This is a genomic window from Serratia ureilytica (assembly GCF_013375155.1).
Classification (GTDB): Bacteria; Pseudomonadota; Gammaproteobacteria; order Enterobacterales; family Enterobacteriaceae; genus Serratia; species Serratia ureilytica.
The window spans coordinates 155,441-174,761 of the sequence record NZ_JABXOF010000001.1 but is presented as its reverse complement, the minus strand read 5'-3'; the positions used below and the strand labels follow the sequence as shown (position 1 = coordinate 174,761).

Annotated in this window: 20 protein-coding genes; 10 read left to right on the top strand and 10 right to left on the bottom strand. The window is 64.5% G+C overall.

The features are described 5' to 3' along the window. Positions 1-74: 74 nt before the first annotated feature. From HWW83_RS00900 to HWW83_RS00890, 3 genes are all read left to right on the top strand, one after another. Complete coding sequence (locus tag HWW83_RS00900; protein ID WP_176588922.1) at positions 75-1,511, top strand: aminotransferase-like domain-containing protein; 1,437 nt, start codon at positions 75-77, stop codon at positions 1,509-1,511. Positions 1,512-1,592: 81 nt separating this feature from the next. Beyond that, positions 1,593-2,618, top strand: coding sequence for an AraC family transcriptional regulator (locus HWW83_RS00895; protein ID WP_033642344.1), 1,026 nt, complete (start codon positions 1,593-1,595; stop codon positions 2,616-2,618). Continuing rightward, positions 2,615-3,280: a Rossmann-fold NAD(P)-binding domain-containing protein gene (locus HWW83_RS00890; protein ID WP_176588921.1), complete on the top strand. Its 666-nt coding sequence runs from the start codon at positions 2,615-2,617 to the stop codon at positions 3,278-3,280. The genes HWW83_RS00895 and HWW83_RS00890 overlap by 4 nt, the downstream gene beginning before the upstream one ends. A 10-nt stretch (positions 3,281-3,290) precedes the next feature. On the opposite strand, the gene HWW83_RS00885 is transcribed toward HWW83_RS00890, so the two are convergent. Then, positions 3,291-3,713: an NUDIX hydrolase gene (locus tag HWW83_RS00885; RefSeq protein ID WP_033642342.1), complete on the bottom strand. Its 423-nt coding sequence runs from the start codon at positions 3,711-3,713 to the stop codon at positions 3,291-3,293. A gap of 106 nt (positions 3,714-3,819) precedes the next feature. Between HWW83_RS00885 and sseA the strand changes: the two genes are divergently transcribed. After that, positions 3,820-4,665, top strand: coding sequence for a 3-mercaptopyruvate sulfurtransferase (gene sseA / locus HWW83_RS00880; RefSeq protein ID WP_033652690.1), 846 nt, complete (start codon positions 3,820-3,822; stop codon positions 4,663-4,665). On the opposite strand, the gene HWW83_RS00875 is transcribed toward sseA, so the two are convergent. After that, the gene (locus HWW83_RS00875) at positions 4,662-5,531 is read right to left on the bottom strand and encodes a LysR substrate-binding domain-containing protein (RefSeq protein WP_089196767.1); all 870 of its coding nucleotides are present in this window, start codon (positions 5,529-5,531) and stop codon (positions 4,662-4,664) included. The genes sseA and HWW83_RS00875 overlap by 4 nt on opposite strands. Positions 5,532-5,811: 280 nt before the next feature. Between HWW83_RS00875 and HWW83_RS00870 the strand changes: the two genes are divergently transcribed. From HWW83_RS00870 to HWW83_RS00855, 4 genes are all read left to right on the top strand, one after another. Continuing rightward, complete coding sequence (locus HWW83_RS00870; protein ID WP_033652678.1) at positions 5,812-7,047, top strand: FAD-dependent oxidoreductase; 1,236 nt, start codon at positions 5,812-5,814, stop codon at positions 7,045-7,047. A gap of 68 nt (positions 7,048-7,115) precedes the next feature. Beyond that, entirely contained in the window at positions 7,116-7,376 is a 261-nt protein-coding gene (locus HWW83_RS00865; RefSeq protein WP_016928576.1) for a type II toxin-antitoxin system Phd/YefM family antitoxin, read from the top strand. Then, positions 7,336-7,683 (top strand): type II toxin-antitoxin system RelE/ParE family toxin, encoded by a 348-nt coding sequence (locus HWW83_RS00860; protein WP_080273376.1) that lies wholly within the window; start codon positions 7,336-7,338, stop codon positions 7,681-7,683. The genes HWW83_RS00865 and HWW83_RS00860 overlap by 41 nt, the downstream gene beginning before the upstream one ends. 24 nt (positions 7,684-7,707) lie before the next feature. Then, entirely contained in the window at positions 7,708-8,220 is a 513-nt protein-coding gene (locus tag HWW83_RS00855) for a GNAT family N-acetyltransferase (RefSeq protein WP_033642337.1), read from the top strand. A gap of 22 nt (positions 8,221-8,242) precedes the next feature. Here the strand turns inward: HWW83_RS00855 and HWW83_RS00850 are convergent, their stop codons facing one another. Next, positions 8,243-8,755 (bottom strand): DUF2165 family protein, encoded by a 513-nt coding sequence (locus HWW83_RS00850; protein ID WP_033652676.1) that lies wholly within the window; start codon positions 8,753-8,755, stop codon positions 8,243-8,245. A gap of 134 nt (positions 8,756-8,889) precedes the next feature. On the opposite strand from HWW83_RS00850, the gene HWW83_RS00845 reads away from it, so the two are divergent. Further along, a complete protein-coding gene (locus HWW83_RS00845; RefSeq protein WP_004939442.1) occupies positions 8,890-9,153 on the top strand; it encodes a type II toxin-antitoxin system ParD family antitoxin in 264 nt (87 codons plus the stop codon). Continuing rightward, positions 9,138-9,437: a type II toxin-antitoxin system RelE/ParE family toxin gene (locus HWW83_RS00840; RefSeq protein ID WP_033642335.1), complete on the top strand. Its 300-nt coding sequence runs from the start codon at positions 9,138-9,140 to the stop codon at positions 9,435-9,437. Before HWW83_RS00845 ends, HWW83_RS00840 begins: the two co-directional genes overlap by 16 nt. 7 nt (positions 9,438-9,444) lie before the next feature. Here the strand turns inward: HWW83_RS00840 and urtE are convergent, their stop codons facing one another. The 7 genes from urtE to uca are packed head-to-tail and all read right to left on the bottom strand — an operon-like array spanning position 9,445 to position 19,321. Continuing rightward, positions 9,445-10,143, bottom strand: a complete 699-nt coding sequence (gene urtE, locus HWW83_RS00835) for an urea ABC transporter ATP-binding subunit UrtE (RefSeq protein WP_033642334.1) — start codon at positions 10,141-10,143, stop codon at positions 9,445-9,447. A 12-nt stretch (positions 10,144-10,155) separates the two neighbouring features. Further along, positions 10,156-10,962 (bottom strand): urea ABC transporter ATP-binding protein UrtD, encoded by an 807-nt coding sequence (gene urtD / locus HWW83_RS00830; RefSeq protein WP_015377102.1) that lies wholly within the window; start codon positions 10,960-10,962, stop codon positions 10,156-10,158. Continuing rightward, positions 10,959-12,035, bottom strand: coding sequence for an urea ABC transporter permease subunit UrtC (gene urtC / locus HWW83_RS00825; protein WP_033642333.1), 1,077 nt, complete (start codon positions 12,033-12,035; stop codon positions 10,959-10,961). Before urtC ends, urtD begins: the two co-directional genes overlap by 4 nt. Beyond that, a complete protein-coding gene (gene urtB, locus HWW83_RS00820) occupies positions 12,035-13,615 on the bottom strand; it encodes an urea ABC transporter permease subunit UrtB (protein WP_176588920.1) in 1,581 nt (526 codons plus the stop codon). The genes urtC and urtB overlap by 1 nt, the downstream gene beginning before the upstream one ends. Before the next feature lie 56 nt (positions 13,616-13,671). Then, the gene (gene urtA, locus HWW83_RS00815) at positions 13,672-14,940 is read right to left on the bottom strand and encodes an urea ABC transporter substrate-binding protein (protein ID WP_025302020.1); all 1,269 of its coding nucleotides are present in this window, start codon (positions 14,938-14,940) and stop codon (positions 13,672-13,674) included. Between the two features lie 35 nt (positions 14,941-14,975). Further along, positions 14,976-15,686: a GntR family transcriptional regulator gene (locus HWW83_RS00810; protein ID WP_176588983.1), complete on the bottom strand. Its 711-nt coding sequence runs from the start codon at positions 15,684-15,686 to the stop codon at positions 14,976-14,978. A gap of 14 nt (positions 15,687-15,700) precedes the next feature. Beyond that, positions 15,701-19,321: an urea carboxylase gene (uca, locus tag HWW83_RS00805; protein WP_176588919.1), complete on the bottom strand. Its 3,621-nt coding sequence runs from the start codon at positions 19,319-19,321 to the stop codon at positions 15,701-15,703.

Below are 19,321 nucleotides of genomic sequence, written 5' to 3'. Positions count from 1 at the left end.
AATGCGCTGAATGGTTTACTTTTGAGGCATCTGTACCGGTTTTTCGGTTACTTTTCCTGATGAGGGATATCTGTATGACACGCTACGCCACGCTGGCCGCCATTCTCAGCCAACGCATTCAGCAAGGGCTGTATCCGGTCGGCCACCGCTTGCCTTCGGTGCGCGCGCTGAGCCTGGAACACGGCGTCAGCATCAGCACGGTGCAACAAGCCTACCGCCTGCTGGAAGAACGGCGCCTGGTGGAAGCGCGACCGAAATCGGGCTACTTCGTGCATGCGCAGCGCACGCAGGCCGAGCTGCCCGCCATGACGGCGCCGACGCAGCGGCCGGTGGACATTTCGCAATGGGAACAGGTGCTGGAACTGGTGCGCACCCGGCCGCGCGAGGGCCTGATCCAACTGGGGCGCGGCATGCCGGACATCGCCGAGCCGACGATGAAACCGCTGATCGTCGCCCTGCGCAACGCCGCCCGTCACGGCGACTTGCGCAGCCTGTATTACGACAGCATCCAGGGCGTGACCGCGCTGCGCGAACAGATCGCTCGCCTGCTGCTGGATTCCGGCTGCCAAATCGGCGCCGATCAGTTGCTGATCACCACCGGCTGTCAGGAAGCGATCTCCGCCGGGCTGCGCGCCGTTTGCCAACCCGGCGACATCGTGGCGGTCGATTCCCCCTGTTTCCACGGCACCATGCAAACGCTGAAGGGATTGGGCATCAAAGCGCTGGAAATCCCCACCGATCCGCTGACCGGCGTGAGCCTGGCGGCACTGGAGATGGCGCTGGAACAGTGGCCGGTCAAGGCCGTCCTGCTGACGCCCAACTGCAACAACCCACTGGGCTACATCATGCCCGACGCCCATAAACAGCGGCTGCTGACGCTGGCGCAGCGCCACGACGCGGCGATCATCGAGGATGACGTTTACGGCGACATCGCCTATCACTACCCGCGGCCGCGCACCATCAAATCGTTCGACGAAGATGGCCGCGTGCTGCTGTGCAGCTCGTTTTCCAAAACGCTGGCGCCGGGGCTGCGCGTGGGCTGGATCGCGCCCGGCCGTTATCTGGAGCGGGTGCTGCACATGAAGTTCATCGGCTCCGGCGCCACCGCCACGCAGCCGCAGCTGGCGATCGCCGACTTCATCCGCGGCGGGCACTATCTGAAGCACCTGCGGCGCATGCGCGCCCGCTACCAGCAAAACCGCGACCGCATGACCGATCTGATCCTGAAATACTTCCCGGCCGGCACCCGCGTCAGCCGGCCGCGCGGCGGTTTTATGCTGTGGATCGAACTGGACGAGGCGTTCGACACCCTGCGGCTGAACCGCCATCTTGAACAGCAAGGCGTGCAAATCGCCGTCGGCAGCATTTTTTCCGCCGCCGGCAAGTACCGCAACTGTCTGCGCATCAACTATGCGCCGACGCTGACGACGGAGATCGAACAGGCGGTACAACGGGTCGGCGCCACCATCCAGGCGCTGATGCCGAGCGACAGTTTGGCGCAATCGGATTAAATCTTGACGCGATCGGATTATCGGCGCACGGACAGGCTGTTTTAGAGTAATGCCTTCTCTTACCACTGGCAGGCAACAACCATGAGCAGCGATCAAATTCCGGTTTCCAACGCGTTGGCGGTGCGCCTCGCGGCGCAAGGCGTCGATCTCGAACGGGTCGGTCAGTTAGCCGGCTTGCCCGCCGGGCTGCTCAGCGAGCGGCGCGTAAAAGTGCGGTTGACCACCCACCAGTTCTTCGCCGTCTGGCGCGCCCTCGCCCAACTGAGCGACGATCCCGCCTTTGGTCTGCGGTTGGGCGGCGACGTCGCGCCGGAACATTACGATATCGCGTCGGTCGCCGCACTGCACTCCGCCACGATGGGCGAGGCCCTGCGTAAAGTCGCGCGCTACAAACGGTTGGTGTGCCCGGAAGAACTGATGCTGGAGGAAGATGGCGACAGCGTTCGGCTGCATACGCGTTGGACGATGATCGAGGACCATACGCCGGAATTGCTGATAGACACCATGTTCGCCTCTATCACCACCCTGTGCCGCCGTGGCACCGGTTTACCGCTGCAGCCCAAGGCGCTTGAAGTGACCCGCCGTCGCGATCCCCACTCACCGCTGCTGCGCCACTTCGGCTGCCCGGTGCGATTCGACGCGCCGCTGGACGTGCTGGTATTTGACCGCGCGCTGATGCAGCAGCCGCTCATCACCCACGACCAGGACATGCTGGCGCTGCTGCTGCCGGAGCTGGAGGCCGAGTTGGCCGAAGCGCGCGCCGAGCAAGATTTGCCCACACAGGTGATGACGATCCTCGGCCGCAGCATGCGCGGCCAGCGCCCCAGCGTCAACAGCGTGGCCGCGGAGCTCTATCTCAGCCCGCGCACGCTGCAGCGCCGTCTGCAACGGCACGGCTACAGCTACCAGCAGTTGTTGGACAAAACCCGCCACCGCACCGCCTGCCGCTTGTTGGCGGAGACCGATCTTGAGCCAGGGGAAATCGCCTTTGTGCTGGGATTCGAAGAGCTGAATTCGTTCAGCCGCGCCTTTATTCAGTGGGAAGCGCTGACGCCCAGCCGCTGGCGCATGCAGCGCACCGCCGGCCAGTGGGAGAACAGAGCATGAAAGTGATTATCTTCGGCGCCAGCGGCATGGTGGGCCAGGGCGCGCTGCGGGAATGCCTGCGCGATCCGCGGGTCAGCGAAGTACTCAGCATCGGCCGTCGCCCGGTGGCGCAAAGCCACGCCAAACTGCGCCAGCTTTCTGTGCCCGATCTGCGTGATCTGTCGGCGCTGGAGCCGCAGCTCGCCGGCTATGACACCTGTTTCTTCTGCCTGGGGATTTCGTCCGCCGGCCTGAGCGAAGCCGAGTATCGCGCGGTGACTTACGATCTGACGCTGGCCGCCGCCCGCCCGCTGGCGAGGCTGAATCCGACGATGGTCTTCCTCTACGTTTCCGGCGTCGGCACCGACAGCAGCGAACGCGGCCGCAGCATGTGGGCCAGGGTCAAGGGCGCCACCGAAAACGCGCTGCTGGCGCTGCCGTTCCACGCGGTGATGTTCCGCCCCGGCGCCATTGTGCCGCTGCACGGCATTCGCTCCAAAGTCCGCGCATACGATCTGATTTATCGGCTGTTCAAGCCGCTGTGGCTCGGCGCATTGCGACTGTTTCCCGCGCAGGTGAGCAGCACAGAACGAATCGGGCTGGCGATGCTGGCGGTGGCGCGCCGGGAAACGGCCTTGCGCATCCTGGAGCCGCCGCAGATCAATCAACTTGCGACGCGCTGAAATACCGTCATCAACCGCGCCGCCGCCAATACTCCGCCACCCGGCGGCGCAGATGCTCGATGCCCTGCGGATGCTCAATAAACTGCGCCACCGGCATCATCCGCCAGCGTTGGCCTTCGTCGCCGAAGCGAATGGCGGCGATCTGCGCCGGGGCGATCTCGCCGGCCATAAACCAGGTCGGCGGGGAGCCGGGCAAAATGCCGGCGTAGCGTCGCCGCCAGACAACCTGGTGTTCGGCGATCGCCACGCCGAACTCTTCCCGCGTTTCCCGCTGCACACACTGCAGCGGCGTTTCGCCGTTTTCCCGCCCGCCGCCGGGCAGATCCCACTGACCGGGCCACGGAATGCCCGGCTTGTCGTCCCGTTGGTAAACCAGCAAGAGACCGTCGCACAGCAGCGCGATCTTGGCCCCGCCAAACGCCTCGTCCGTCATGATTTCTCCGCTCCCGCCCCATCGCCTTTGACTGAACATCATACTTCATCCCCGCGCGGCCTGGTGTATAGTGAAAATCCGTTTTCACAACAGGCGAACAATGACGATGAACTCTCCGTTTCTGGTGACTCCCCAATGGCTTGCGCAACATATCAACGATGAAAATCTGGTGGTGATCGACGTTCGGATGTCGCCGGTCGGGCTGACGCCGAAAAAAGACATGCTTGCCGAGTTCGAACGCGGCCATATCCCCGGCGCGGTCTATTTTGATATCGACGACGTGGCGGACAAAAACACCGCGCTGCCGCACATGTTGCCGACGGCGGCGGAATTCGCCGCGGCGGCGGGCCAATTGGGCATCAGCGAGCGCGATACCCTGGTGATTTACGACGAGGGCAACCAGTTCTCCGCACCGCGCGGCTGGTGGACTTTCCGCAATTTCGGCGCCGAGCGCGTTTATGTGCTGGATGAAGGGCTGAACGGCTGGACCGCGCTGGGGCAAGCGCTGGAAACCGGCCCGGCGCAGCCTGCCCCGCAGACGTTCAACGCCCGGTTCAACGCCGACGCGGTGGTGGATATGCGGCAAGTGGAGCAAGCGTTAGGCACACCGGTGCAAATTCTCGACGCGCGCGCCGCGCCGCGCTTTTATGCCGAAGCGCCAGAGCCGCGCCCCGGCCTGCACCGCGGCCATATTCCCGGCAGCATCAACATTCCGTACGGCGAGCTGCTGGAAAACGGCCGCTTCAAATCGTTGGAAGCGCTGCGCCAAACCTTCAGCGACAAGGGGGTGGACATCAACGGCCCAATCATCACCAGCTGCGGCTCCGGCGTGACGGCGGCGGTGCTGGCGTTTGGCCTGCTGTCGCTCGGCGCGCCGCAGGTCAAGTTGTATGACGGCGCCTGGAGCGAATGGGGCCAGCTGAGCGGCAAGCAGCCTATCGCCCAAGATTAAGTTTCGATCCGCTCGACCACGATCTGCGCCAGCCGCTGCACGGCGGCCGAAGGCTGATCCTCGGCGCGGTGCAACACCACGCCGAGTTGGCCGAGAGCGGGCAGCAGATCGGGGGCCAGCGGCGACAGGCCGGGCGGCAAGCCCGCCGCCGTGCGCACCGTAACGCCCAACCCGGCGCTCACCGCCGCCCACACGCCGTTCAGGCTGCGGCTGCTAAAGGCGATGCGCCAGGGTATGCCGGCGCGATCCAGCGCCTGCGTCGCCGCGCTGCGCATCAGACAGGGTGCGTCGAACATCACCAACGGCAGCGGCTCATCCCCTTCTCGCCAGGGCGCCAGCGCGAAGCCGGACGACGCGATCCAGTGCAACTGCCGCTGCCCCAGCGCCTGATGAAACGGCGTGCTCAGACCGCCATCCCACGCCAGCGACAGATCCAGCTGGCCTTTCAGCACCCAGTCGATCAGCTCGGCATTACGCGCGATGCGCGCCTCGATCCTCACCTTTGGATTGGCGCGCGCGAAGCTGCCCAACACCTGCGGCAGAAACGTCTCGCCGAAATCCTCCTGCAGCCCCAGCCGCACCGTGCCCTGCAGATCCAGCCCGCGCACCGCGGCGGCGGCTTCGTCATTAAGCTCCAGCAGGCGGCGCGCGTAGCCAAGCAGAGTTTCCCCCGTCTCGGTCATCACCATGCCGCGCCCGGCCTTGCGCAGGATCGGCGCGCCAACCTGCTGTTCCAGTTTTTTCAGGTGGGCGCTGACCGCCGACGTCGAACGCCCCAGCCGTTCAGCCGCCTTGGCGAAGCTGCCCAGCTCGACGCCGGTGACGAAGCTGCGCAAATCCTCGAGATCGAACGTTATCCGCCCCATGCTGACCATCCTGATTTTCTGAACCATCAATCAAAATAATACCGATTTTACTGATAAAGATGGCGTGTCACGCTCTCCGGGTCAATGTCTTTCCGGAGAATCCTTATACTCGCGATGCAATACCGTTTTACCCTGCCCGCCGGTTCCGCCCCTCTGTCCGCTCCCTTTGACCACACTGCGCCGCGGGTTGACAGCTCAATGTGATATTGATAATCATTATCAATATTGCATATTCATTTGCGGCTCGCGGGATGCGGGCCGCTCTCCGGGGTCAACCGCCATGTCGTCATCACCAATCACACCTTACGCCACCACCTGCTGCATCGTGGGAGGCGGCCCCGCCGGGCTGATGCTCGGCTATCTGCTGGCGCGGGCGGGGATCGACGTGACGGTGCTGGAGAAGCACGCCGATTTCCTGCGCGATTTTCGCGGTGACACCATTCACCCGTCGACGCTGGAAGTCATGCATCAACTGGGCCTGCTCGACGAGCTGCTGACGCTGCCGCATCAGCGCGCGGAATCTCTGCACGCCGAAGTCGCCGGACGCGACATCAAGCTGGCGGATTTCACCCGCCTGCCGACGCGCTGCAAATTTATCGCCTTTATGCCGCAGTGGGAGTTCCTCAACTTTTTGGCCCAGCAGGCCGCCGCCTTCCCCAACTTCAGGCTGCTGACCTCAACGCAGGTTCACCAACTGCTGTACGACCGCGGCCAGGTGTGCGGCGTGCTGGCCGACACGCCAGAAGGCCCGATCCGCGTGCGCAGCCAGTTGGTGGTCGGCACCGACGGCCGCAACTCGGTGGTGCGCGAACAGGCGGCGCTCAGCAGCCGATCCTTCGGCGCGCCGCGCGACGTATTGTGGATGAAGCTCAGCAAGCAGCCGGGCGATCCGGCCTGGTCGATGGGCCACACCGGGCCGAAACAGAACTTCATCATGATCGATCGCGGCGACTACTGGCAGTGCGGTTACTCGATCGACAAAGGCAGCTTCGATGCGATCCGCCGCAGCGGGCTGGAGAAATTTTTGCTGCACCTCGCCGAGGTGGCGCCGTTCCAGGACGATCGCCTGCAGGAGATCGTCGAGTGGGATCAGGTCAAACTGCTGAGCATTCGCATCGATCGTCTGGATCGCTGGGCCAAACCGGGAGTGCTGTGCATCGGCGACGCCGCGCACGCCATGTCGCCGATCGGCGGCGTGGGCGTCAACCTGGCGATTCAGGACGCGGTGGCCGCCGCCAACGCCCTGATCCCGCCGCTGCGCCAGCATCGGCTGCAGCTGAAGCATCTGCTGAGCGTGCAGCGCCGGCGCGAATTCCCCACTCGCGCCATCCAGTTTTTGCAGATCAAAATGAGCCAGCGCAAGCCGGGCGAACGCCGCGCGGCGGGCGGCTCGCGCTTGATCGCCCGCGTCGGCAACAGCCGCTGGCTGCCGCGCCTGTTCGGCCGCATCATCGGCCTGGGTTTTCGCCGTGAAACACCGCGGCATCTGTCCAACGAAACCTGCCCGCCGGAATAGCATTGGTGATTTTTTCATCGCGCCGTATAATGGTTAAATCGAACGATTTAATTAACTGGAGCGATTAAATGTACGCACTCACCGCGAACGAGGCCAAAACCCAATTCGGCGATTTGCTGCTCAAGGCGCAGCGTGAACCGGTGCAAATCAATCGCAACGGCAAACCGGTCGCCGTCGTCATGTCTGTAGAAGATTACCAGGCGCTGGAAGATCTCAAATTAAGCGCACTGCAGCAAAAAATCGCGCAGGCTACCGCCGAGGAAGACGCCGGTAAGGCGGTAGACGGCGATGCCTTCTTCAACCGTCTGCTCACCGATGAAACAGACTGAGATACCCGCGTTTCGCCTCACCCCGCAGGCCCAACAAGATCTGCTGGCTATTCGTCATTTCACCATCGAGCACTGGGGCCAAGCGCAATCTCGCCGCTATCTTGAGCAGTTGAGAGAGGTCATGCATCATTTGGCAGATATGCCGGAAGCGGGTAAAGCTCACTTCCACGATCTGGGCGAAGAGATACGCAGTTTTCCTTACGCCAGCCATAGGATCTACTACCGCAACCGCCCTGCCGGCATCACCGTTCTCGCCATTCTGCATCAGGCGATGGTGCCTCACCGCCATCTGGAACAACGGCTGTAATTTTTCTTACTCAAAGGGGCACTGATGTTCACCGTTCGTCAGGCATTGCTGGAAGATTTAACGCAAGTGCGCGATATCGGCATCCGCACCTACCGCGCCCACTTCGGTGAGCTGTGGCGCTACCCGCACGAGCTGGAGGCCTTTCTGGCGGAGGATTTTTCCGTCTCCGCGCTGGAACGGACGCTGCGCGATCCCGACGTGTGCTGGCTGTTGGCCCATGAGGATGACGCCCTCGTCGGCTATGCGCGGGTGAACTTCGACAGCCTGCTGGCACCAACCGAGCACATCGGCGCAGAGCTGCAGAAAATCTATTTTCTGCCGGGCCATGCCGGCAACGGCTATGGCCAGCGCCTGTACGAACAGGTGCAGCAGCGGGCTATCGACCGTCGGCAAAAAACGCTGTGGCTGGAAGTGCTGCAACGCAACACCCGCGCCCAACGTTTTTATCAGCGTCAAGGATTGAGCATTTGTGGCGAGACCTGCTACACCAGCGCCCAGGGCTCGATAGGCATTTGGTATATGAGCAAGGCGCTGTAACCGCGCCCCGCTCCGCCGTCGTTTAGCGCGGCTCCCGCTGCAGCATCAGGAACAGCAAGGCAAACGCATTGGGCGCCAGGTAGATCAGCGCCCCCAGCTGCACCGCCAGCGGATCCTTCTTGGCCTGCCAGGCCATAAACCAGTCGCCGGCGACCACCATAAAGCCGACGCCCCACACCGTTATCGCGCAAAGCGCCCCCAGCATCGCCCAGGCTTTGCCCTTGGCGAAAGCGGCGTAAGGGCCTTTCAATCGCCCGATCATCAGCGCCACGCCCGCCGTCGCGAATAGGCCGGCCAGCGTTTCCAGCGCGGTGATGACCGCCAACCCCAACATGCAGGCCCAGTCGGCGCTGATCGCGCGCCACATCAGCCCCGGCGTTTGATAAGTATCCTGCATGGCGAGCAGCGGCCCCACCGCATTGCGCGCGGTGCCGGCGAAATCCGCCGTATTGTTCAACAGACTGAACAGCCCCCACAGGGCCGGAAACAGGGACAGGACGATGCAACCGAGGCGTGACACAGTGATTTCGTTCATGGTTATCCTTAATGAATAAACGGGTGGCTCCCGTCCTCATGACGGGACCGCTATTGAGATCCTGATAGTTTGACGTGCACAATGTAAGAACTAATCTTACAATGACGCAGCATAGCCGAAAGTGAGGAGGAACAATGGGCAGAACACTAACGGTAGATCTGGGTGACGAACTGCGTAGCTTCGTCGAAGACCTGGTGGCCAGCGGCGATTACCGAACGCCCAGCGAAGTCATCCGCGAATCCGTGCGCACTTTGCGCGAACGTACCGCCGCCTCAAAACTGGAAGAGCTTAGGCGCTTGATCGCCGAAGGAGAGAACAGCGGCGAAGCCGTCGAATGGGATCGTGATGTGTTCATGGAAAGAATACGGAGCAAAGCAAAAGGATGCGCAGGAGAGTAACCGTTCGTCCAAAAGCGTTGGACGATATGGAAGAGATCTATTTTTACGGGTTGGCGCACTTTGGCTTGCAGGTGGCCGAAGATTATCTGCGCCGCCTGCATCAGGCTTTCGATAACCTTAGCCACCACCAACTCGGCAAAAACATCGATGCAATCGGCCCCGGCCTATGGGTATTGCCCGTCGCCAACCACCTGATTTATTCTCGACAGCACAGGCGGGAGGTGAATATCATCAGAGTGCTGCATCATTCCCGCGATCCGCTCAGCCAATCCTTTTTCAGCTGACCCAACGTTAAATCGCCACCAGCCCGCGTACGCCGTCCTGTTCCATAGCGCTGCCGGCGCCGCGCTGCACGATGCTGCCGCGCGACATCACCAGATAGCTGTCCGCCAGGTCGGCGGCGAAGTCATAGAACTGCTCCACCAGCAGGATCGCCATATCGCCCCGCGCCGCCAGCTGTTTGATCACCGCGCCGATCTCCTTGATCACCGAAGGTTGGATCCCTTCCGTCGGTTCGTCGAGGATCAACAGCTGCGGCCGGCAGGCCAGCGCCCGGCCGATCGCCAGCTGTTGTTGCTGCCCGCCGGAAAGATCGCCGCCGCGCCGATCCTTCATTTGCCGCAGCACCGGAAACAGTTCATAGATCGGATCCGGCACCGCGCGCGCGTCGGCGCCGGAAAAACGCGCCAGCCCCATCAGCAGATTTTCCTCCACCGTCAGGCGCGGAAAAATCTCCCGCCCCTGCGGCACATAGGCGATGCCCGCCTGCACCCGCTGATGCGGCTTTTTACCGGTGATGGTTTCGCCCCGCCAACGGACGCTGCCGCTGCGCGCCGGGATCAGCCCCATCAGGCATTTCAGCAGCGTGGTCTTGCCCACGCCATTGCGCCCCAGCAGGCAGGTCACCTCGCCGATGCGCGCCTCGAACGACAGGCCGCGCAGAATGTGGCTGCCGCCGTAATACTGATTCAATTCCTCTACCTGCAGCATGATTACGCCTCCTCAGCGCCCCAGATATACCTCAATCACCCGTTCATCGGCCTGCACCTGCGCCAGCGATCCTTCCGCCAGCACCTGTCCCTGATGCAGCACCGTCACGCGATCGGCAATGGTTTCCACAAACCCCATGTCGTGCTCCACCACCATCAGCGAATGCTTGCCCGCCAGCTCGCGGAACAGTTCGGCGGTGTAGTCGGTTTCAGCGTCGGTCATGCCGGCCGCCGGCTCGTCGAGCAACAGCAGGTGCGGTTCCTGCACCAGCAGCATGCCGATCTCGAGAAACTGTTTCTGCCCGTGGGACAGCAGCCCGGCGGGCCGGTGGCGCTCGTGCCCCAGCCGCAGGGTCTTCAGCATCTCGTCGATGCGGTCTCGCTGTTCGCTGCTTAAACGGGCGCGCAGGCAGGCCCATACCGACTTGCGGGTTTTCTGGGCGATCTCCAGATTTTCGAACACCGTCAGCGCCTCGAACACCGTCGGTTTTTGAAACTTGCGGCCGATGCCGGCATGGGCGATCTGCATCGGCGCCAGCCGGGTCAGATCGACGGTCTGGTCGTAAAACACCCTGCCGCTGTCCGGCCGGGTTTTGCCGGTGATCACATCCATCAGCGTGGTCTTGCCGGCGCCGTTGGGGCCGATCACGCAGCGCAGTTCGCCGACGCCAATGCGCAGCGACAGATCGGTCAGCGCGCGAAAACCGTCGAAGCTGACGTTGACGTTGTCGAGCTGCAACACCGGATCGGTTTGCTGCCGGTATTTGTCCGCCGGCAGCGGATGGGTAAACAGTTCGTCGGTCACTTGCATCGCCTTCATGAGGATTTCCTCCGACGCAGCAGGCCAATCACCCCTTTGGGCAGAAACAACGTGACGACGATAAACATCAGGCCGAGGAAAAACTGCCAGTATTCGGGAATGGCCATGGTGAACCAGCTCTTGGCGCCGTTGACGATGCCGGCGCCGAGCAGCGGCCCCACCAGGGTGCCGCGCCCGCCGAGGGCGACCCAAATGGCGGCCTCGATCGAGTTGGTCGGCGACATTTCGCCGGGGTTGATGATGCCGACCTGCGGCACATAGAGCGCGCCGGCCAGCCCGCACAGCACCGCCGACAGCGTCCAGACGAACAGCTTGAAGCCCTTCGGATCGTAGCCGCAGAAGGTCAGGCGGTTTTCCGCATCGCGCACCGCGGTCAGCACCCGGCCGAACTTGCTGCGCGCCAGCGCAAAGCCGATGGCCAGGCTGGCGGCCAGCAGCAGCACCGTCGCCAGGAACAGCGCCACCCGCGTGCCGGCGGCGGTGATGGGAAAGCCGAGCAGCGTGGTGAAACCGGTAAAGCCGTTATTGCCGCCGAAACCGGTCTCGTTGCGAAAGAACAGCAGCATGCCGGCATAGGTCAGCGCCTGGGTCATGATCGAGAAGTACACCCCTTTGATTTTCGAGCGAAAGGCGAAGTAGCCGAACAGGAAAGCCAACAGGCCCGGCACCAGCACGATCAGGCACAGCGCCCAGGCGAAATGCTGGGTGCCGCTCCAGAACCACGGCAGCTCGTTCCAGGAGAGGAACGCCATAAACGCCGGCAGCCCGTCTCCCGCCGCCTGCCGCATCAGGTACATGCCCATGGCGTAGCCGCCGAGCGCGAAGAACAGCCCGTGGCCGAGCGACAGCAGCCCGGCATAGCCCCACACCAGATCGAGCGCCACCGCCACCACCGCGTAGCACAGGATCTTGCCCGCCAGCGTCAGGGTATAGGTGGACACCGCCAGCGGATGACCCGCCGGCAACAACGTCATGAACGGCATGACCAGCAGCGCCAGCAACGCCAGCCCGCCGATGCTCAACGCCAGCCGGGGCGCTTTCTGCACGCCGGTTACGGTCAATGGTTGGCTCATCAGTCAATCACCCTGCCCTTAAGGGCGAACAGCCCCTGCGGACGCTTTTGAATAAACAGAACGATCAGCACCAGGATCAGGATCTTGCCCAACACGGCGCCGATCTGCGGCTCGAGGATCTTGTTGACGATGCCGAGGCCGAAGGCCGCCGCCACCGTCCCCGCCAGCTGGCCGACGCCGCCGAGCACCACCACCAGGAACGAATCGATGATGTAACCTTGCCCCAGCTCCGGCCCGACGTTGCCCAACTGCGACAGCGCCACCCCGCCAAGCCCGGCGATGCCGGATCCCAACCCGAAGGCCAGCATGTCCACCCGCCCGGTGGGCACGCCGCAGCAGGCCGCCATCGCGCGGTTTTGCGTCACCGCGCGCACGTTCATGCCGAGCCGGGTTTTGTTCAGCAGCAGCCAGGTCAACGCCAGCACCAGCAGCACGAACGCGATCACCGCGATGCGGTTCCACGGCAACACCAGGTTCGGCAACAGCTGCACGCCGCCCGACAGCCACGCCGGGTTGGCGACCTCGACGTTCTGCGCGCCGAACAGCACCCGCACCAGTTGGATCAGCACCAGGCTGATGCCCCAGGTGGCCAGCAGGGTTTCCAGCGGTCGGCCGTACAGGTGGCGGATCACCGTGCGCTCCAGCAGCATACCGATCCCGGCGGTGATGGCGAACGCCACCGGCAGCGCCGCCAGCGGGTAGAGCGCCAGCCACTGCGGCGCAAATTGCTGAAACAACCCCTGCACCAGATAGGCGGAATAGGCGCCGAGCATCAGCATTTCGCCGTGCGCCATATTGATGACGCCGAGCAGGCCGTAGGTGATCGCCAGGCCAAGCGCCGCCAGCAGCAGGATCGAACCGAGCGACAGGCCGCTGAACGCCTGGCCGAGCAGATCGCCGATCATCAGGCGGTGCTGCACGCGCTGCAGGCTGCGCTGCGCCTCGGCGCGCACCGCGGCGTCCGGCTCATTGGCCGCGTCGGTCAAGGCTTGCAGCCGCGCGCGGGTTTCCGGCTCGCCCGATTCCCCCAGCAGCCGCACCGCATTGAAGCGCACCTGCGGGCTGGCGTCGGCCAATTGCAGGTTCGCCAGCGCAATGCTCAGCGCGTCGCGTACCTGCGGGTCTTTCTCCTGCGCCAGCCGCCGGGTCAACAGCGGCAACTGCTCGCCCTGCGCCTCGCGCTGCAGCGCGGTCGCCGCCTGCAGCCGCACCGCCGCGTCCGCGCTAACCAACCGCTGCACCGACAACGCGTTGGCGATCAGAATGCGCAGCCGGTTGTTCAGCCACACCTTCTTCGGCTCGCCAACCGGGGCCGCCTCACCTTCAAGCGGCAGATAGCGGTCGCCCTGGCGGATAAAGGCGCGTTTCGCCCCGTCGATCACCACGGTTTCCTGCTGCAGCCCCTGCAGCAACGGCAGGCGCGCGGCGTCCGGCTCGGCCGCCCACGCCTGCAGCAGTTTAGCCTGCTGCGCGCGAGTGGCCGCCGCGAACTCATCGGCCGGCCCGGCCTGCGCCAGCAGGGGCCAGGCGCACAACAGCCACAGCCCGGCGCGCAGAGAGGATAAAAACGGAGATTGCATCAGCTGCCTCTTCTGTTGGGCCGGCGCGCGTCGAGCCGCGCCGGCGCTGAGTGACGTTACTTGCCGCCTTTCACCGGGTAATCCGGTTTTTTGTCGTTGCCGGCGATATAGGGACTCCACGGCTGCGCGCGCACCGGCGCTTCGGTCTGCCACACCACGTTGAACTGGCCGTTGCCCTCGATCTCGCCGATCATCACCGGCTTGTGCAGGTGGTGATTGGTCTTGTCCATAGTCAGCGTGAAGCCCGACGGCGCGGCGAAGGTTTGCCCGGCCATCGCCGCGCGCACCTTATCGACGTCGGTGGTGCCGGCCTTTTCCACCGCCTGCGCCCACATGTGGAGGCCGACGTAGGTGGCCTCCATCGGATCGTTGGTGACCGCAGTGGCGTAATTCGGCAGATTGTGCGCCTTGGCGTAGGCTTTCCACTGGCTGACAAACTGTTTGTTGGTCGGGTTATCCAGCGATTCGAAGTAGTTCCAGGCCGCCAGGTTGCCCACCAGCGGCTTGGTGTCGATGCCGCGCAGCTCTTCCTCGCCGACCGAGAAGGCGATCACCGGCACGTCGGTGGCCTTGACGCCCTGGTTGGCGAGTTCTTTGTAGAACGGCACGTTGGAATCGCCGTTAATGGTGGAAATCACCGCGGTGTTGCCGCCGGCGGCGAACTTCTTGATGTTGGCGACGATGGTCTGGTAATCGCTGTAGCCGAACGGCGTATAGACCTCTTCGATATCCTTGTCCTGCACGCCTTTGCTGTGCAGGAAGGCGCGCAGGATCTTGTTGGTGGTGCGCGGATAGACGTAATCGGTGCCCAACAGGAAGAAGCGCTTGGCGCCGCCGCCGTCCTCGCTCAGCAGGTATTCCACCGCCGGGATCGCCTGCTGGTTCGGCGCCGCGCCGGTGTAGAACACGTTCGGCGACATCTCTTCGCCTTCGTATTGCACCGGATAGAACAGCAGGCCGTTCAGCTCCTCAAACACCGGCAGCACCGACTTGCGCGACACCGAAGTCCAGCAGCCAAACACCGCCGCCACCTTGTCCTGGCTCAGCAGCTGGCGCGCCTTTTCGGCGAACAGCGGCCAGTTGGAGGCCGGATCCACCACCACCGGCTCCAGCTTTTTGCCGAGCACCCCACCTTTGGCGTTGATCTCGTCGATGGTCATCAGCGCCACATCCTTCAGCGGCGTCTCGGAAATCGCCATGGTGCCGGAGAGCGAACTCAGAATGCCGACCTTGATGGTGTCGGCGGCCTGCGCGCTCCAGGCCAGGCCCAGGCCGACAGCGGCGGCGGACAGCGCAAAAGCTTTGATAAAACGACGACGTTGCATAGTTCAAACTCCTGATGTGTATGAAATCAAAATCGTTACGCCGAGCGCGCAGGCTGCTGAGCCCGCGCCTGGTGCAACATGTGCAGCGTTATTTTTCGCACTTCTGCCTTGCTGACGGCGATGTGCTCGCCGAGCAGCGTTTGCGCCGCCCCGCTTTGCCGCTGCAGGATCGCCTGCAAAATGGCGGCGTGCTCGCGGTAGGTGGCGTCCACCCGCGCCTGCTGGGTGAAATCCAGCCGGCGAATGATGCGGATCTTTTCGGTCAGTTCGCGGTGAATGCGCGCCATTTCGCCGTTGCCCGCCGCGGCCACCAACGCCTGATGAAACTGCTCATCGTGCTGCGACACCGCCTTGCCGTCCGCCAGGCGCGGCGCTTCGGTCCAAAAACGGCTCAGCGCCGACAGCGCGTCCGGCGTTTCCCCGGCCGGGCGTTCGCACAGCCGTTTCACCGCCTCTTGCTCCAGCACGATGCGCAGGTCGTACAGCTCTTCGAAGTAGGCGAAATCGAACGGCCGCACCTGCCAACCGCTGCGAAACAACACCTCGACATAGCCTTCGCGCTCCAGCCGAAACAGCGCCTGACGCACCGGCGTGCGGCTGGCCGCCATGCGCTGCGCCACGTCGCTTTCGCTGAAGCGATCGCCCGGCAGCAGGCGAAACTCGAAGATGTCGGCCTTGAGCTGCAGATAAATGCGCTCCGCCAGCCCCTCCGGGCGCGCCTTGTGCTCTCCGTTGGTGATTTGCATCATCGCTCCTCCGTTCAGACCGCCTTTTCCAGCCACAGCAGGGCGTCGCCCGGCCCGACCGGCCGCCCCTGCCGGCAGCTGATGCGTTTAACGATCCCGGCGCGCGGCGCGGTGACCGCCAGCTCCATTTTCATCGCCTCGACCACGATCAGCGGCTGCCCGGCCGCCACCGCCTGCCCCGGTTCCACCAGGATCTTCCACACGCTGCCGTTCAGATCGGCGCTGACCAAATCGCCGTCGATGGCGTCTTCTTCCTCCGGCGGCAACAGCTGCGCCTCGGCCTCGTCGTCATCGCTGCGCCAGCGCGCCACTTCGGCGCTGAACGCCTGCTGCTGGCGATGCTGGAAGTCGGCGATCGCCTCGGCGTTGTCGGCCAGGAAGCGGGTGTAGGCGGCGAAGTCGAACTCGCTCTCTTCGATGCGCACCTGCATGCGCCCTTCACGGAACGCTTCGCGCTGCTCGTCCAGCTCTTGCTCGCTGACCGGGTAGAAGCGCACCTGATCGAAGAAGCGCAGCAGCCAGGGCTCACCGGCGGTGAACTGCGGGTTTTTGAGAAACTTGTTCCAGATCGGCAGCGTGCGTCCCACCAGCTGGTAACCGCCCGGCGAATCCATGCCGTAGATGCACATGTACATGCCGCCGATGCCGACCGTCCCTTCGGCGGTGTGGGTGCGCGCCGGGTTGTATTTGGAGCTCAGCAGGCGATGGCGCGGATCGAGCGGCACCGCGCAGGGCGCGCCGAGGTAGACGTCGCCCAGCCCGAGGATCAGGTAGCTGGCGTCGAACAGAATGTCGCGCACCTGCTCGCGTCGGCTCAGGCCATTGATGCGCTGAATGAAATCGACGTTGTTCGGCAGCCAGGGCGCCGAGGCGCGCACCGTCTGTTGATAGCGATCCACCGCCCCCAGCGTGGCCGAATCCTCAAACGCCATCGGCAGCCACACGGTGCGCGTCGGCACCTTCAGGCGGCTGACGTCCCCCAGCGCCCGTTCGCGCGCCAGCAGGCGCTGCAGCAGGTCGGCCTGGCTAATCTGCCGGCTGTCGTAGCGGATCTGCAGCGAACGCACGCCCGGCGCCAGCTCCGCCACGCCCGGTATCGCCCCCTCACGCAGCGACTGCATCAGCAGATGAATGCGCAGCCGCAGCGCCAGATCGAGCACATTGTCGCCGTACTCCATCAGGATGTAGCCGTCCCCCGCCTGGCGATACGCCACCGCCGGGCGCCCTTCCGCCGCCGGCAGCGCCGCCAGCACCGCGGCGGAAACGGTCTCCGCCGGGGCCAGATCCGGCGGCGGCAGGGTGATGGCCTTCACCGCCGCCAGCGCTTCGATGCTGCCGAGCTGCGCCTGCTCCAGCGACTGCGCCTGCCGGAAGCCGATCGGATGGAAACGGATGCGGTCGCCCGGCTTCACCTGCCCCACTTTCCACAGTTCAGCCTTGGCGATGGTCACCGGGCAAACGAAGCCGCCGAGGCTGGGCCCGTCGCGGGTCAGGATCACCGGGAAGTCGCCGGTGAAGTTGATGGCGCCGATGGCGTACTCGCAGTCGTGCACGTTGGAAGGATGCAAACCGGCCTCGCCGCCGTCCTCCCGCGCCCACTCGGGCTTCGGCCCCGACAGGCGCACCCCGAGGCGGTTGGAGTTGTAATGCACCTGCCAGTCGGTGGCGAAAAAGGCCTCTATCGATTCAGCGGTGAAAAAGTCCGGCGCGCCGTGCGGCCCGTACAGCACGCCGATGTGCCACTGGTCGCCGTAGTGCGGGATCAGGCTGTCGTCCATCGCCTGCGGCGCGGCGATCGGCGCCGGCGTGGTGCTGGCCGCCAGCGCCGGTTGGGCGATCGCCAACATGTCCGCCACGCGCAAGGTGCGCCCGGCGTGGCCGCCGAACTGGCCCAGCGCGAAGGTGGAGCGGCTGCCGAGATACACCGGCACGTCAAAGCCGTTGCGTACCGCCAGATAGGTGCGGCAGCCGTGCGTGGCGCGCCCCAGCGTCAGCACCTGCCCGGCCCGCACCGCGATCGGCCGCCAGTAAGCGACCGCTTCGCCGTCCAAATCGGCCGGGCAGCTGGCACCCGTCAGCGCGATGGTGGCGTCGCAGTGAAAGCGCAACGTCGGCCCCTGCAGGGTAAACTCGAGCCCGGCGGCCGCCGGGTGGTTGCCGACGATGCGGTTGGCCAGCCGGAACGCGAAGTCGTCCATCGGGCCGGACGGCGGCACGCCGATGTCCCAATAGCCGAGGCGGCCGGGATAATCCTGCACGCTGCTGTAGGTGCCGGGTTGCAGCACTTCGAGGCAGTGCGGCTGGAAACGCACATCGTCCAGCAGACGCGTCCAAACGTCGCCGCGCTGAAATTGCGGCGTGGCGATCACCTGCCGCAGATAATCGAGGTTGGTGGCGATGCCGTGCAAACGGGTCGCCGCCAGCGCCACGCGCAGTTTTTCCAGCGCCTGCGCCCGATCCGCGCCGTGCACGATCAGCTTGGCGATCATCGGGTCGTAAAACGCCGAGACTTCGCTGCCGGTCGCCACCCAACCGTCGAGGCGCACGTCGGTGGGGAAATGCACCTCGGTCAGCACACCGGGGCTGGGCTGGAAGTTTTTCAGCGGATCTTCGGCGTAGAGGCGCACTTCGATCGCCACACCCTGCGGCGTGCGTTGCAGCGCCGCCCAATCCAGCGCGTCGCCCGCCGCCACCTGCAGCATGCCTTCGATCAGATCCAGGCCGGTGACCATCTCGGTGATCGGGTGCTCGACCTGTAAGCGGGTGTTCACTTCCAGGAAGTAAAACTCGTCGCGCGCGGCGTCGTAAATGAATTCCACGGTGCCAGCGCTGCGGTAATTCACCGACTCGCCCAGCGCCACCGCCGCCCGATGCAGCGCCTGGCGGGTCGCCGCCGGCAAGTGTGGCGCCGGGGTTTCTTCCACCACCTTTTGGTTGCGGCGCTGCAGCGAGCAATCGCGCTCGCCGAGCGCTACCACCCGCCCCTGGCCGTCGCCGAAAATCTGTACCTCGACGTGGCGCGCGCGATCGACGAAGCGTTCGATAAAGGCGCCGGCGTCGCGGAAGAACTGTTCTCCCAGCCGTTTGACGCTGTCGTACGCGTCGCGCAGCGCCGCCTCGTCGTCACAGCGCGTCAGGCCGATGCCGCCGCCGCCGGCGGTGCTTTTCAGCATCACCGGGTAGCCGATGCGCGCGGCGGCGGCGACCGCCTGCTCAACGCTCTCCAGCAAGCCGGTGCCCGGCGTCATCGGCACCCCGGCCAACGCCGCCAACTCGCGCGCCCGGTGCTTGAGGCCGAACTCGCGCATCTGCGCCGCCGTCGGGCCGATAAAGGCGATGCCCGCCGCCTCGCAGGCGTCGGCAAACTCGGCGCTCTCGGACAAAAATCCGTAGCCGGGGTAGATCGCCTGCGCGCCGGTGGCGGCGGCGGCGGCGAGGATCTTGTCGATGCGCAGGTAGCTGTCGGCGGCCTTGTCGCCGCCGAGCGCCACCGCCCTGTCGGCCTCGGTGACGTGCGGCGCATTGCGATCGGCGTCGGAGTGGACCGCCACGCTGGTGACACCCAGGCGTTTCAGGGTGCGAATGGCGCGGCAGGCGATTTCGCCGCGGTTAGCGATCAGTACGGTAGTAAACAT